We start from the raw sequence: 12,762 nt of genomic DNA, 5'->3' as shown, positions 1-12,762 counted from the left end.
TAAATTATTTTGACCATCAGGCCGTCCTGGCCATTCTGCCTGCGTGCGTCCTGAGTGTCATGTTTCGATTGGCCCGTCTTGCCACGTGTAATGCGCCGAGTTGGTGACGGCCGTCTTGCGCAAGGACGGAAGCGCCGGTTCTTTCAGGGGATGCGGGGCGGCTGCAGACGAGGGAAGTGCTCCGCGGGATGGCGTGCGATCACTGCCTGTGGTTCAATCGCGCACCATGCTGGAGATTGAAGATCTTGCCTGCCTCAAGGGCGACCGCCTGTTGTTTCGTGGACTTGCCTTGCGGCTGGCTGCGGGCGAGCTGCTGCGTGTGGCCGGCCCCAATGGTGTCGGCAAGACCAGCCTGCTGCGGCTGGCGACCGGACTGAGCCTGGCCGAGGCAGGCGAGGTGCGCTGGAAAGGCCGCTCGATCGGTCGCGATCGCGACGCCTTTCATCGCGATCTGCTCTATCTGGGGCATGCCTCAGCGCTCAATGACATGCTCACGCCGCTGGAGAATCTGCGCTTCGCGCTTGCCGCCGCAGGCGACGACATCGATATCGAGACCTGCATGCAGGCGCTGGTGCGGATCGGCCTTGCCAATCAGCTCGATCTGCCGGCGCGAGTCCTGTCGCAGGGGCAGCGTCGCCGGGTGGGCCTGGCGCGACTGTTCCTGTCCGCGCAGCGCCCGCTGTGGGTGCTCGACGAACCCTTCACCGCGCTCGACGTGCGCGCGGTCGAGGACCTGGCCACCACCTTGTCCGACCATTGCCGGGCGGGCGGCATGGTGATGCTCACCACGCACCAGGATGCCCCGTTCGGCGTGCTACCGCGGGTGCTCGATGTCGGGGCGTTTGCGTGCTGAGTACCTTTCTTGCCGTGTTGCGCCGTGACCTGTTGCTGGCCTGGCGCGGCCGCGCCGATGTCATGGTTACGCTGGCTTTCTTCGTGATCGTGGTGTGCCTGTTTCCCTTCGGTGTGGGCGCCGAACCGAACCAGCTGCGCGCCATCGCGCCCGGTGTGCTGTGGGTGGCAGCGCTGCTCGCCTGTCTGCTGTCGCTGCATCGCCTGTTCGCGCAGGACTATGCCGACGGAACCCTGGAGCAGTTGCTGTTGTCCAGTGAGCCGGCCGTGCTGTGGGTGCTGGCCAAGATCCTGGCTTTCTGGCTGACGACAGGTCTGCCGGTGGTGGCGGTCGCCCCCGGTCTGGCACTCGTGCTTGACCTTGAGCAAGGCGCGTTGCCGGTGCTCGCAGTAAGTTTGGCGCTCGGTACGCCGATACTGGCGCTGCTGGGCGCGGTCGGTGCGGCCTTGACCCTGGGGGTGCGGGGCGGTGGCATGCTGCTGGCCTTGCTGATCCTGCCCTTGTTCGTGCCGGTGCTGATTTTCGGCGCCGGTGCGGTGGAGGCCGAGGCCTCCGGTACGGGGGCGTTGGCGCATCTGTTGCTGCTGGGCGGCGGACTTGCCGGGGCGCTGGCACTGGCACCGATGGCGTGTGCCGCGGCGTTGCGCATATCGACGGATTGACCTGAAATGGCCTCTGGCCCGAAAGATGAGACGATTCGCATGAACTCAAGTACGCGCGGCCCGAGCCTGCTCCGCTTTGCCGCCCCGCAGAATTTCTACCCGCTGGCGGGGCGTCTGGCGCCGTGGTTCGCGGCCATCGCCGTCGTCCTCACGCTGGCCGGGTTGTGGCTGGCCTTCTTCGTGGCGCCGACCGATGCGACCCAGGGTAACGTGTATCGGGTCATCTTCATCCATGTGCCGGCGGCGTGGATGTCGATGTTCATCTACCTGGTAATGGCCTTCTGGTCCGCCGTGGGACTGGTGATGAACACGCGCCTGTCTTTTGTCATGAGCCAGGCGCTGGCGCCGACCGGGGCGATGTTCTGCTTCGTCGCGTTGTGGACCGGCGCCCTGTGGGGGCGTCCAACCTGGGGCGCCTACTGGGTGTGGGATGCGCGGTTGACCTCGCAACTGCTGCTGCTGTTCCTGTATTTCGGCTTCATCGCGCTCACGCGTGCGATCGAGGATCCGCGTCGTGCCGACCGCGCCGGTGCCATCATCGCGCTGGTGGGCGCGGTCAACGTGCCGGTGATCTATTTCTCGGTGAAGTGGTGGAACACGCTGCACCAGGGCGCTTCCGTGAGCCTGACCAAGGCGCCATCGATGGCTGCCACCATGTTTGCCGGCATGCTGGTGCTTGCATTTGCATCGTGGGCGTACACGCTGGCGGTGACGCTGTGGCGGGTGCGGCCGATGATTCTCGAGCGCGAGCGTCACACCGAGTGGGTGGGCGCGGTGCTCGATCGTGAGGGAGGGCGGACGTGATGCAGTGGGAATCGTGGTCGGCCTTCTGGGACATGGGCGGTGCGGGTTTTTACGTGTGGGGCAGCTATGGCGTGACTTTTGCAGTCATCGGCCTGGAACTTGTGCTGGTGTTGCAGCGTCGGAAGGAGACCGTGAAGCGGCTGTTGCGCTGGCGCCGCGCGGTTGGCAAGGATGGATCGGGGCGCGCAGGTGCCCGCATGGAGTCGTGATATGAAACCCCGTAGCAAACGCATGATGCTGGTTGGTGGTGGCGTGGCCTTGCTGGTTGCCGCCGTGGCATTGGTACTGTCCGCATTTCAGCAGAACCTGGTGTTCTTCCATACGCCCACCGACGTGATCGAAGGCAAGGCGCCCAAGGGCAAGACTTTCCGCATCGGCGGCCTGGTCGAAGCCGGATCGCTGCAGCGTGAGGCCGACGGCCTGACCGTTCGATTTGCCATTACCGATACCGCCAAGGTCATCCCGGTGACCTACAAGGGCACGCTGCCCGACCTGTTCAAGGAAGGCAAGGGTGCGGTGATCCAGGGCTCGCTGGGGCCGGACGGCCAGTTCCGCGCCACCGAAGTGCTGGCCAAGCACGACGAGAACTATATGCCCCCCGAGGCCGCGCATGCGCTCGAGCAGGCGCAGAAGACTGCCGCGACGGTGAGCCAATGATTCCCGAGCTCGGTCATTTCTCCCTCGTTCTCGCCTTCGTTCTGGCGCTGGTTCAGGCTGTTGTGCCGATGGTTGGCGCCGCGCGCAACAACCCGTCGATGATGGCCGTCGCGCGTCCCGCTGCGCGCGGACAGTTCGTGTTCGTCGTCTTCGCCTTCGGCTGTCTGACCTGGGCCTTCATGAACAGCGACTTTTCCGTCGCGCTCGCGGCGCGCAACTCGCACAGTGACACACCGATGATCTATCGCATCACCGGCGTGTGGGGCAACCACGAAGGCTCGCTGCTGCTGTGGGCCATGGCCCTGTCCTTGTGGACGGTGGCGGTGACGGTGTTCTCGCGCCACATCCCGGACGCTTTCCTGGCGCGGGTGATCGGTGTGCTGGGCTGTGTCAGCACGGGTTTCCTGGCTTTCCTGCTGGCGACCTCCAACCCGTTCTCGCGGCTGTTGCCGGGCGCGGCGGAAGGGCGTGACCTGAACCCGCTGCTGCAGGACCCCGGCATGATCATTCACCCGCCGTTGCTCTACATGGGCTATGTCGGATTCGCGGTTGCCTTCGCCTTTGCCATTGCCGCGCTGCTGAGCGGACGGATGGACGCGGCCTGGGCGCGCTGGTCGCGGCCATGGACCACGGTAGCCTGGGTGTTCCTGACCGTCGGTATCGCGGTGGGTTCGGCGTGGGCCTACTATGAGCTGGGCTGGGGCGGGTGGTGGTTCTGGGATCCTGTCGAGAACGCCTCGTTCATGCCGTGGCTGCTCGGTACGGCGCTGATCCATTCGCTGGCAGTGACCGAAAAGCGAGGCGCGTTCCGCAGCTGGACGGTGTTGCTGGCCATCGGTGCGTTTTCGCTGTCGCTGCTCGGCACCTTCCTCGTACGTTCGGGCGTGATCACCAGTGTGCATGCCTTCGCCACCGATCCGGCCCGCGGCCTGTTCATCATCGGCCTGCTGGTGCTGGTCATCGGTGCATCGTTGCTGCTGTTCGCCTGGCGCGCACCGACGCTGTCCGGCGGCGGTTCGTTCGGGCTGGTGTCGCGCGAGACGACGCTGCTCGGCAATAACGTGCTGCTGGCGGTGGTGTCGGCCTCGGTGCTGCTCGGTACGCTGTATCCGCTGTTTCTCGATGCGCTCAACCTGGGCAAGATCTCGGTCGGACCACCCTATTTCCAGGCCGTGTTCGTACCGCTGATGACGCCGGTAGTGGTGCTGATGATGTTCGGGCCCTACCTGCGCTGGAAAAGCGATGCGGCTGGTGCGGTCGCGCGTCGCCTGGCGCCGGCGGGCATTGCCAGCCTGCTGATCGGAATTGGCATCGCGGTGGCGATCGGGCATTTCACTTGGCGCACCACGCTGGGGCTGACGCTGGCGGCGTGGGTGGTGCTGGCAAGCCTTCAGCTGCTTGGCAGCCGGCTGCGTGAGCGCGCGGGCGCATCGATGTCGAGCCGGCTGTCGACCATTCCCGCAGCGTGGTGGGGAATGTGGACGGCGCACTTCGGGGTCGGCATCTTCATCATCGGCGTCACCCTGGTGGGCAGCATCGATGCCAACCTCGACGTGCGCATGAAGGCCGGTGAGCAGATCGATTTCGCCGGCTACCACTTCGTGTTGCGTGGCGTCGACAGTGTGCCCGGTCCCAACTACGATGCCTCGCGGGCGACGATCGAGCTCAGTCGCGAGGGCAGGGCGGTTGGCGTGTTGCAGCCGGAAAAGCGCGTCTATCGTGCAATGGGGATGCCGATGACCGAGGCGGCGCTCGACATCGGTCCCTTCCGCGATGTGTACGTGTCGCTCGGCGAGCAGTTGCCTGAGGGCGACTGGATCGTCAGCCTGCATCGCAAACCCTTCATCAGCTGGATCTGGGCAGGTTGCCTGTTGATGGCTCTGGGCGGCGTGCTGGCGGTGGCCGATCGTCGTTATCGCCGGCTGGCGGAGCGCCAGATGCCGGCCAGTGCAATGCAACAGGCCGTTTGAGAATCGTTCATGAAAGCAAAGTTTCTTGTTCCGCTGTTCCTCTTCCTCGTACTGGTGGGCTTTCTCGGCTTCGGACTGACGCTCGATCCGCGTGAGGTGCCCTCGCCACTCATCGATAAGCCGGCGCCCGCCTTTCGTCTCGCACGGCTCGACACCCCCGAGCAGACCTTCGCCCTCGATGAGATGAAGGGCAAGGTCTGGCTCCTGAACGTATGGGCGTCGTGGTGCGTGGCCTGTCGCCAGGAGCATCCGGTCCTGGTCGATCTGGCGCGCAGCGGGGTGGTCCCCATCGTCGGCCTTAACTACAAGGAGGTCAGGGGCGATGGCGAGATCGACGCTCGTGGTCTGGCGCTCGAGGTCGAGACTGCGCAGGCGATCGAACGCGCGCGCGGCTGGCTCAATACACACGGCAATCCTTACAACCTGTCGGTGCTCGATATCGACGGCCGGGTCGGCATCGATTTCGGCGTCTATGGCGTGCCAGAGACCTTTCTTATCGATCGTGACGGCCGTATTCGCTACAAGCAGATCGGACCGGTGACACCGGAGAATCTGAAGAAGGTGTTGTTGCCGATGATCGAGGAGCTCAAGCGTGCGGGTTGATCGTTTCCGTTACTGCGGCCGCTTCATGCTCGTGGCGCTCACGGTGGGGGCGTTGGCCTTGTCCGCGCCACCAGCCAGTGCTGCGGATGAGGCCGGCGTTGCCACGCCGGTCGTGGCCGATCAGGCGCTCGAGGACCAGGTTCAGGAGCTGTCGCACAAGTTGCGCTGTCTGGTGTGCCAGAATCAGTCGATCGCGGAGTCGCATGCTCCCTTGGCCGTCGACTTGCGCAACCAGGTGCGCGAACAGCTTGCGGCCGGCAAGAGCGAGGACGACGTGCTGACCTATCTCGTCGATCGTTATGGCGACTTCGTGCTCTATGAACCGCCGTTCAAGGCCATCACGCTGCTGCTGTGGGGTGGCCCGGCGGTCTTGCTGCTGGGCGGCGCGGGCTGGCTGGCGCTGCGCTTGCGCCGGCGCCAGATCGAGGCCGCAGCGCAACGCCACCTGACCGATGCCGAGCGTGCCCGTGCGCGCTCGATGCTTGCGGGCGAATCGCCCGCCACCGCAGACCGCCCGTCTGCCGAGGAGCCCCGTTCGTGATCACCTTCCTGATTGTTGCCGGCCTCCTGGTGGCCGGTGCCCTGCTATTGGTCTTGCCGCCGTTGCTCGGACGCGGGCGACACGTGGCGTCTCCGGCTGCCGCCGACGCGGCTCAGGCCGAGACCGCGCTCGCGGTACTGCGCGAGCAACTTGCGGATCTCGAGGCCGAACGCGCCGCCGGTACGGTGGACGAGGCCAGTTATGCGCGCAGCCGCGAGGAGCTCGAGCGTCGCGCCCTGGATGAAGGCCAGTCGATGGCGCCGGTTGCTCGTGCCGGGGTGTCGCGTGGCTGGGCCCTGGCGGTCGGCCTCGGCGTGCCGGTGCTTGCCGTGCTGGGCTACCTGGCGGTCGGCACGCCCGATGCGCTCGACCCGCAAAAGGTCGCCGGCCGGCAGACCTTCACTACAGAACAGATCAAGGGCATGGTCGGCACACTGACTGCCCGCCTCGAAAAGGAGCCGGACAACGTCGAGGGCTGGGCCATGCTGGCTCGCTCCTGGCTGGTGCTGGAGAACTACCCCGAGGCGGCCAAGGCATATGCGCGCCTGGCTGAACTGATTCCCGACAATCCCGACGTCTTCGCCGACTGGGCCGATGTGGTGGCGGCGCAAAGCGGCTCCGTCATGGGGGAGGCCGACGAGATTGCCGCACGTGCGCTGGCGATCGATCCCGACCATCCCAAGGCGTTGGCCCTGACCGGAACCGCCGCCTATCAGCGCGGCGACTACGCGGGCGCAGCGGCGCGCTGGGAGCGCATCCTGGCGCGCGTGCCGCCGGGCAGCGATATCGAGCGGCAATTGCTCGATAGCGTGAACGACGCCCGTGGCAAGGGCGGCCTGCCCTTGCTGGCAGCGGCGCCGGCAAAGCAGATGCCGCCGCCGGTGGCCATGCAGCGGGGCAGCGCGACGGCGGGCGACAACGGCGGTCTGAAGATCGCCGGCCGGCTCGAGGTCGCGCCGGCCCTGAGCGCGCAGGTCGCGCCGGACGATGCCGTATTCGTATTCGTGCGCGGTGGCGCCGGCGGCCCGCCGGTGGCGGCGCTGCGCTTCAAGGGCAGCGACCTGCCGCTGGATTTCAGCTTCGATGGCGTGCAGCGCATGAATGGCAACGCACCGTTGCCGGCGCAACTGGCGGTGGCGGTGAGGGTGTCGAAGTCGGGGCAGCCGATGGCCAGCCCGGGCGATCTCGAAGGGCGTGTCGACGGGCTTGCCCCCGACGCCAGCGGGGTGGTGCTGAAGGTCGAGCGCGTGCGTCAGTAGTGTCAGAGGTGTCGGTTGCGCCGCGCGCGGGCGGACGCCTGCGTGCGCGCCGCGCGGAGCGCTCTTGTGTGGTGCTTCCGGGCCGGGCGCTCAGCCCGTGTATTCGAAACGCACCCGCTTCACATTGCACAGCAATTCATAGGCAATCGTGCCGGCGCCGGCGGCGACCTGATTGACCGGCACCTGTCGTCCCCAGAGTTCGACCTTGCTGCCCAGACCAGTGGCGGGGAGCGGCGTGAGATCCACTGTCAGCATGTCCATCGACACGCGGCCGATGAGCCGGGTGATGCTGCCGTCCACGGCGACGGGCGTGCCTTCGGCGGCCCTGCGTGGGTAGCCGTCGGCATAGCCCATGGCGACCAGGCCCACACGTGTCGGCGCCGCGGCCACGAAGCGCGCGCCATAGCCGAGTGGGGCGCCGGGCGCAATGTCGCGTACGGCGATGATTTCGCTCTCCAGGCTCATCACCGGCAGCAGACCGTTGTCCTGTGCCGGCATGGGGTCTGCGCCGTAGAGCAGAATGCCGGGGCGGGCCCAGTTGCGGTGCGAGGCGGGCCAGCCCAGGATGGCCGCCGAATTGGCCAGGCTGTGCGGCCCCGGCAGATTCAGCACGCCGTCATCGAAGGAGGCGATCTGCTCCGCAGTGGTCAGCGCCTCAGGCTCGTCCGCGCGGGCGAAGTGCGTCATCAGCGCAATTTCGGCAACCTTGCCGCTGTCGTGCAGGCGCTGCCAGGCGGCGCGCACCGCATCGGGTTCGAAGCCGGCGCGGTTCATGCCGGTATTGATCTTGAGCCACACGTTAAACGGTGTCGGCAGCGGTCTGCGCTCGATCATGTCGATCTGCGCGTGATGATGCACGACGATCCACAAGCGATGGCGAACGACGTCGTCGAGCTCGTCGGCGTCGAAAACGCCTTCGAGCAGCAGGATGGGTTGGGTGATGCCGGCGGCACGCAGTTGCAGCGCCTCGTCGATGAACGCGACGGCGAAGCCATCGGCTTCCGCGGCCAGCGCACGCGCGCAGGCAAGCGCCCCGTGGCCGTAGGCATTGGCTTTCACTACGGCGAACGCGCGTCCGCCATGGCGGGCACGCGCGAGCCGGTAATTGTGTCGTAGGGCATCGAGGTCAATCAGGGCGCGAGCGGGACGCATGGGGGCACGGACGGAATGTGGAGCGCACGATGGTGCTCCTTAAGCGCAGCTACGGCAATCTTGCCGATGTTGCCGGAAGTTTCAGCGTGTCGCCTGAGCACGACGTGCACGCCGGCGTTTCCGCTGCGAATTCGCCTACGGTATAGTCCGCTCCTTGATGCAGTTGCGTCGTGGGCCGAAATCGGGCTGCGATGCGCTCGATTCCGTATCTGGTGGTGAAACTGTCGTGAATACTCGTGAATCTCCGTCCGCCTCACACACATGTGATGTGCTCGTCATCGGAGGTGGGCCCGCGGGGTCGACCGTGGCTACGTTGCTGGCGCAGAAGGGGCATCGCGTCACGCTGCTTGAAAAGGCACACCACCCGCGCTTTCACATCGGCGAATCCTTGCTGCCGGCCAATCTGCCCCTGTTCGAAAAGCTGGGGGTGGCTGACGAAGTGCGCGCGATTGGCATCCGCAAGTATTCGGCGGAGTTCGTTTCTCCGCAGCATGCCAATCAGCAGCGCTTCAATTTCGCCGACGCGTGGGACAAGTCCATGCCTTACGCCTATCACGTGCACCGCGCCGATTTCGATCATGTGCTGATTCGCAATGCGGAGCGCAAGGGCGCTGAGGTGATCGAGGGCTGTCGGGTGAAGGATGCCGTGTTTCATGCTGATGGCGCCACGGTAAGTGCGCAGCACGATGACGGCCGCAATGACACCTGGCAGACGCGCTTCATCGTCGACGCTTCCGGCCGCGACACCTTCATTGCCAATCGGCTGCGGGCCAAGCATCGCAATCCGCTGCACAACAGCTCGGCGATGTACGCACATTTCGTCGGTGTGCGGCGCAACGAAGGCGATGCGGCGGGAAACATCTCGATCTACTGGTTCGAGCATGGATGGTTCTGGGTCATTCCATTGGCCGACGGGGCAACGAGCATCGGCGCCGTGACCTGGCCGTATTACATGAAACAACGCGGCACACGCCCGCTCGACGATTTCCTGGCCGACACCATTGCGCTGTCTCCCGCGCTGGTCGAACGTCTTCAAGGCGCCAGCCGGATTTCGCCGGTGGAGGCGACCGGCAACTTCTCCTACACGACAGATCACACGCACGGACCGCATTACATCCTGCTCGGCGACGCCTATGCCTTCATCGACCCGGTCTTCTCCTCCGGGGTGATGCTGGCGATGCAGGGGGCATTCTTCGGTGCCGATGCGGTCCACACCTGCCTGAGCCAGCCCGCGAACAGCAAGGCGGCGATGGCGCGTTTCGACAGACAGCTTCGCCATGGTCCCAAGGCCTTCTCGTGGTTCATCTATCGCATGACCAGTCCGACCATGCGTGATCTGTTCATGGGACCGCGGAACCTGTTGCGGATGAAGGAGGCGCTGCTGTCGCTGCTCGCAGGAGACATCTACGGCAAGACGCCGATCTGGCCCTCCTTGCTGGCGTTCAAGACGGTCTATTATCTGGCTGCCCTGCGCCATCTGCCGCGCACCGTGGCAGCCGGTCGCAAGCGCCGGCGTGACATCGCTGCCGTTGCCGATGGCGACATGGCGGTGCGCGGATGAGCGCAGGCAGTCGATTGCGCTTGCTGTCGCCGCTGGCCGTCGATGCCGCGCTGCCCGACGGCATCGACGGCGCCATGGTTCTGGGCGAACTTCGATTTGGCGAGCAGTGCGTTGTGGAGGCGTCCTTCCCCTGCCTGCGGGTACGGGTGCCAACCCTCGCCCCCGCAAAGCCATGGCGGGCACTGTGGCTGTCGGACCGCGTGCTCGACGAGGGGCGGCATGGGCGCGTGCACTATCGGCACGATGGTGAATTGATGTTCGGCGTGGTGTCGATCGACGAAGCAGAGTGCGTCGGCGAAGTGTCGGCAAGCGCGTTGCAGCAGGCTGCGGAGCTCGCCTACCGGGAGGTGTTTGCAGCACTCGAACATGTCGGGTTTCCGCACTTGCTGCGGGTGTGGAACTACATGCCCCGAATCAACGAAATCGAGCACGGTGTCGAGCGCTATCGCAGCTTCAATATCGGCAGACAGGACGCCTTTGCGGCCTGTGGCCGGGCGTCGATCGGGCCGGTGCCTGCGGCCAGTGCGCTCGGCGTACGCGAGGGCGCGCTCGAAGTCGGTTTCTTCGCCGGGCGTCAGCCTCTGGTGGCGGTGGAAAACCCGCGCCAGGTCAGTGCCTATCACTATCCCGAGGACTACGGTCCGCGCAGCCCGACCTTCTCCCGTGCGGCGGTCAGCCGCTGTGCCGCGCAGGAACTGCTGTTCATTTCGGGAACGGCCAGTATCGTCGGTCACCAGACCCTGCATCCGGGTGACGTGGCGGCGCAGATGCGGGAGACGCTGATGAATGTCGATGCGGTACTGGCCGAGGCGGCCCGCATTGCGCCCTCGCTGGGGACGGCCCGCGCCGGTCTCGCCTGGCTTGGCTATGTTCGCGACCCGGTCGATCTGCCCACGGTGCGCGCGCAGATGAGCTGTGCCATGGGGGATGAAGCACAGGTGTGCTATGTGCAGGCCGATGTCTGCCGCGCCGATCTGCTGGTCGAGGTCGAAGCCAGCGGCGGGCATCCGGTTCAGGGAGGCAAGGCATGACACGGAGCAGGCTTACGACGATGCCGTCTGCGCCTGCCGGGTCGATCCCTTGTCGCATGGCATGCCGCCGGGGCGCGCGGTGAGGGCGTCGGGCGTTCGCCCCTTTCCCGTTGTCTATGCATACTTCTGTCTCTACTTCGGGCTCCTCGTGCTTGGCCTGATGTGTCTGGTGTGGTCGCCGTTTGCGGTCGTCCTGCACCCCTTCATGCCCGATCACAGGGGGCGCCGGCTCGGACGCCTGGTGATCACGCGTTCATTTCGCACCTATCTGGCCATTCTCGGTGCGCTTGGCGCTTGCCGCTTCGACATCGAAGCGCTCGATGCGCTGAAGGACCAGGGGCCGATGATTCTGGCGCCGAATCATCCCTGCCTGCTCGATGCGGTGATGGTGATTGCCCGCTTGCCCGACGTCGCCTGCATCATGAAGGCGAGCTTGCTGAAGAATGTCTTTCTCGGCAGTGGCGCCAGACTGGCGCGCTACATTCCCAACGGGCGGCCACTGCAGATGGTGTACGCCGCATGCGAGGCGCTGGCGGCCGGCAGCCAGTTGTTGATGTTTCCCGAGGGCACGCGCACCGTGCGTGCGCCGGTCAACGCGATCATGCCCAGTGTGGCCCTGATTTCCCGCCGTGCGAAGGTGCCGGTGCAGACCATCATCATCGAGACCGACTCGGCCTATCTGTCCAAGGGCTGGCCCCTGTTCCGCCGTCCGCCGATGCCGATCCACTATCGCGTCCGCCTCGGACGGCGATTCGATCCGCCTGCCAGCGCCACGGCCTTCTGTGCCGAGCTCGAAGCCTATTTCGCCGACGAACTCGCGCAGGCGCGTTTCGTTCCGCCCCAGTTCGCCGATACGGCGGCGGAAGATGGTGCGGGCTCGCTGAGCGGGGCACGGCAATGAGCTCTTCCGCCACCCATGTGGTCCTGATTCCGAGCTACAACCCCGGCCCCAAGGTGTTCGACACCGTGCGTGCGGCACGCGCGCAGTGGAACCCGGTATGGGTGGTAGTCGACGGCAGTACGGATGGCAGTGGCGAGCAATTGCAGGCGATGGCGGTGGAGGATGGCGGGCTCGAAGTCTTCGTTCTGAGCGAGAACGGCGGTAAGGGAGCGGCGGTGCTGCGCGGGCTGGACGAGGCCGCGCGCAGGGGCGTCACGCATGTGCTGACGATGGACTCCGACGGCCAGCACCCGGGACACCTGATCCCGCGATTCATGGCGGCCTCGGCCGAAGCGCCCGCGTGCATGATTCTCGGGCGGCCGGTGTTCGATGCCAGCGCACCGATGCTGCGCGTTCGCGGGCGCAAGGTGTCGAACGCATGGGCGAACCTGGAGACCTTGTGGATGGGGATTGGCGACTCGCTCTATGGTTTCCGGGTTTATCCGGTGGCGCCACTGCGTGCGGTCATGCAGCGGCAGCGCTGGATGCGGCGTTTCGACTTCGATCCGGAAGCAGTGGTGCGCCTGGCCTGGCGCGGCGTGCGGCCGATCAACATCGATGCGCCGGTAAGGTATTTCAGCGCACAGGAGGGCGGGGTCTCGCACTTCAAGTATCTGCGTGACAACACCTTGCTGACCTGGATGCACAGTCGGCTGTTCTTCGGCTTCCTGTTGCGTCTGCCTGTCCTGCTCTGGCGCCGTGTGCGGCGCTGACGCTACAGACGGCGCC

General features: G+C 65.8%; 14 protein-coding genes. 13 read left to right on the top strand and 1 reads right to left on the bottom strand.

The features are described 5' to 3' along the window. The first annotated feature begins 226 nt into the window (after positions 1-226). The 9 genes from ccmA to ccmI are packed head-to-tail and all read left to right on the top strand — an operon-like array spanning position 227 to position 7,349. Complete coding sequence (ccmA, locus tag J5J83_RS13880) at positions 227-853, top strand: cytochrome c biogenesis heme-transporting ATPase CcmA (protein WP_212350075.1); 627 nt, start codon at positions 227-229, stop codon at positions 851-853. After that, the gene (ccmB, locus tag J5J83_RS13875; RefSeq protein WP_212350073.1) at positions 847-1,515 is read left to right on the top strand and encodes a heme exporter protein CcmB; all 669 of its coding nucleotides are present in this window, start codon (positions 847-849) and stop codon (positions 1,513-1,515) included. The genes ccmA and ccmB overlap by 7 nt, the downstream gene beginning before the upstream one ends. 39 nt (positions 1,516-1,554) lie before the next feature. Continuing rightward, entirely contained in the window at positions 1,555-2,319 is a 765-nt protein-coding gene (gene ccmC / locus J5J83_RS13870) for a heme ABC transporter permease CcmC (RefSeq protein ID WP_212350071.1), read from the top strand. Beyond that, positions 2,319-2,528, top strand: a complete 210-nt coding sequence (gene ccmD, locus J5J83_RS13865; RefSeq protein WP_212350069.1) for a heme exporter protein CcmD — start codon at positions 2,319-2,321, stop codon at positions 2,526-2,528. The genes ccmC and ccmD overlap by 1 nt, the downstream gene beginning before the upstream one ends. 1 nt (position 2,529) lies before the next feature. Then, positions 2,530-2,976 carry a cytochrome c maturation protein CcmE gene (gene ccmE, locus J5J83_RS13860; protein ID WP_212350067.1) on the top strand — a complete coding sequence of 149 codons (447 nt, stop codon included), beginning with the start codon at positions 2,530-2,532 and terminating at the stop codon, positions 2,974-2,976. Then, positions 2,973-4,946, top strand: a complete 1,974-nt coding sequence (locus J5J83_RS13855) for a heme lyase CcmF/NrfE family subunit (protein ID WP_212350065.1) — start codon at positions 2,973-2,975, stop codon at positions 4,944-4,946. Before ccmE ends, J5J83_RS13855 begins: the two co-directional genes overlap by 4 nt. A 9-nt stretch (positions 4,947-4,955) precedes the next feature. Next, on the top strand, positions 4,956-5,549 hold the full coding sequence (locus J5J83_RS13850; protein ID WP_212350063.1) for a DsbE family thiol:disulfide interchange protein: 594 nt from the start codon (positions 4,956-4,958) through the stop codon (positions 5,547-5,549). Positions 5,550-5,574: 25 nt separating this feature from the next. Beyond that, complete coding sequence (locus tag J5J83_RS13845) at positions 5,575-6,090, top strand: cytochrome c-type biogenesis protein (protein WP_212353151.1); 516 nt, start codon at positions 5,575-5,577, stop codon at positions 6,088-6,090. Continuing rightward, the gene (gene ccmI, locus J5J83_RS13840; RefSeq protein WP_212350061.1) at positions 6,087-7,349 is read left to right on the top strand and encodes a c-type cytochrome biogenesis protein CcmI; all 1,263 of its coding nucleotides are present in this window, start codon (positions 6,087-6,089) and stop codon (positions 7,347-7,349) included. The genes J5J83_RS13845 and ccmI overlap by 4 nt, the downstream gene beginning before the upstream one ends. A gap of 90 nt (positions 7,350-7,439) precedes the next feature. On the opposite strand, the gene alr is transcribed toward ccmI, so the two are convergent. Further along, complete coding sequence (alr, locus tag J5J83_RS13835) at positions 7,440-8,501, bottom strand: alanine racemase (RefSeq protein ID WP_212350059.1); 1,062 nt, start codon at positions 8,499-8,501, stop codon at positions 7,440-7,442. 226 nt (positions 8,502-8,727) lie between these two features. Here alr and J5J83_RS13830 point away from each other — a divergent pair, with 226 nt between their 5' ends. From J5J83_RS13830 to J5J83_RS13815, 4 genes are read left to right on the top strand one after another with little or no spacing between them, the layout of a single operon-like run. Next, entirely contained in the window at positions 8,728-10,062 is a 1,335-nt protein-coding gene (locus tag J5J83_RS13830; protein WP_349251896.1) for an NAD(P)/FAD-dependent oxidoreductase, read from the top strand. Beyond that, positions 10,059-11,093: a hypothetical protein gene (locus J5J83_RS13825; RefSeq protein WP_249115721.1), complete on the top strand. Its 1,035-nt coding sequence runs from the start codon at positions 10,059-10,061 to the stop codon at positions 11,091-11,093. Before J5J83_RS13830 ends, J5J83_RS13825 begins: the two co-directional genes overlap by 4 nt. Beyond that, complete coding sequence (locus tag J5J83_RS13820; protein ID WP_249115720.1) at positions 11,020-11,994, top strand: lysophospholipid acyltransferase family protein; 975 nt, start codon at positions 11,020-11,022, stop codon at positions 11,992-11,994. Before J5J83_RS13825 ends, J5J83_RS13820 begins: the two co-directional genes overlap by 74 nt. After that, the gene (locus tag J5J83_RS13815) at positions 11,991-12,746 is read left to right on the top strand and encodes a glycosyltransferase family 2 protein (RefSeq protein ID WP_212350055.1); all 756 of its coding nucleotides are present in this window, start codon (positions 11,991-11,993) and stop codon (positions 12,744-12,746) included. The genes J5J83_RS13820 and J5J83_RS13815 overlap by 4 nt, the downstream gene beginning before the upstream one ends. The last annotated feature ends 16 nt before the right edge of the window (positions 12,747-12,762 follow it).

It is taken from the genome of Azoarcus sp. L1K30 (genome assembly GCF_018122735.1).
In the GTDB taxonomy this organism is placed as follows: Bacteria; Pseudomonadota; Gammaproteobacteria; order Burkholderiales; family Rhodocyclaceae; genus Parazoarcus.
The sequence above is the reverse complement of the archived record's forward strand: the minus strand, read 5'-3'. Positions and strand labels throughout refer to the sequence as shown.

Excerpts from the sequence above, each read along its gene's own strand:
- ccmA (WP_212350075.1), top strand. The coding sequence starts at position 227 with ATGCTGGAGATTGAAGATCTTGCCTGCCTCAAGGGCGACCGCCTGTTG.
- ccmE (WP_212350067.1), top strand. The coding sequence starts at position 2,530 with ATGAAACCCCGTAGCAAACGCATGATGCTGGTTGGTGGTGGCGTGGCC.
- ccmD (WP_212350069.1), top strand. The coding sequence starts at position 2,319 with ATGCAGTGGGAATCGTGGTCGGCCTTCTGGGACATGGGCGGTGCGGGT.
- J5J83_RS13850 (WP_212350063.1), top strand. The coding sequence starts at position 4,956 with ATGAAAGCAAAGTTTCTTGTTCCGCTGTTCCTCTTCCTCGTACTGGTG.
- alr (WP_212350059.1), bottom strand. The coding sequence starts at position 8,501 with ATGCGTCCCGCTCGCGCCCTGATTGACCTCGATGCCCTACGACACAAT.
- J5J83_RS13855 (WP_212350065.1), top strand. The coding sequence starts at position 2,973 with ATGATTCCCGAGCTCGGTCATTTCTCCCTCGTTCTCGCCTTCGTTCTG.
- J5J83_RS13815 (WP_212350055.1), top strand. The coding sequence starts at position 11,991 with ATGAGCTCTTCCGCCACCCATGTGGTCCTGATTCCGAGCTACAACCCC.
- J5J83_RS13820 (WP_249115720.1), top strand. The coding sequence starts at position 11,020 with ATGTCTGCCGCGCCGATCTGCTGGTCGAGGTCGAAGCCAGCGGCGGGC.
- ccmC (WP_212350071.1), top strand. The coding sequence starts at position 1,555 with ATGAACTCAAGTACGCGCGGCCCGAGCCTGCTCCGCTTTGCCGCCCCG.
- J5J83_RS13825 (WP_249115721.1), top strand. The coding sequence starts at position 10,059 with ATGAGCGCAGGCAGTCGATTGCGCTTGCTGTCGCCGCTGGCCGTCGAT.
- J5J83_RS13845 (WP_212353151.1), top strand. The coding sequence starts at position 5,575 with ATGCTCGTGGCGCTCACGGTGGGGGCGTTGGCCTTGTCCGCGCCACCA.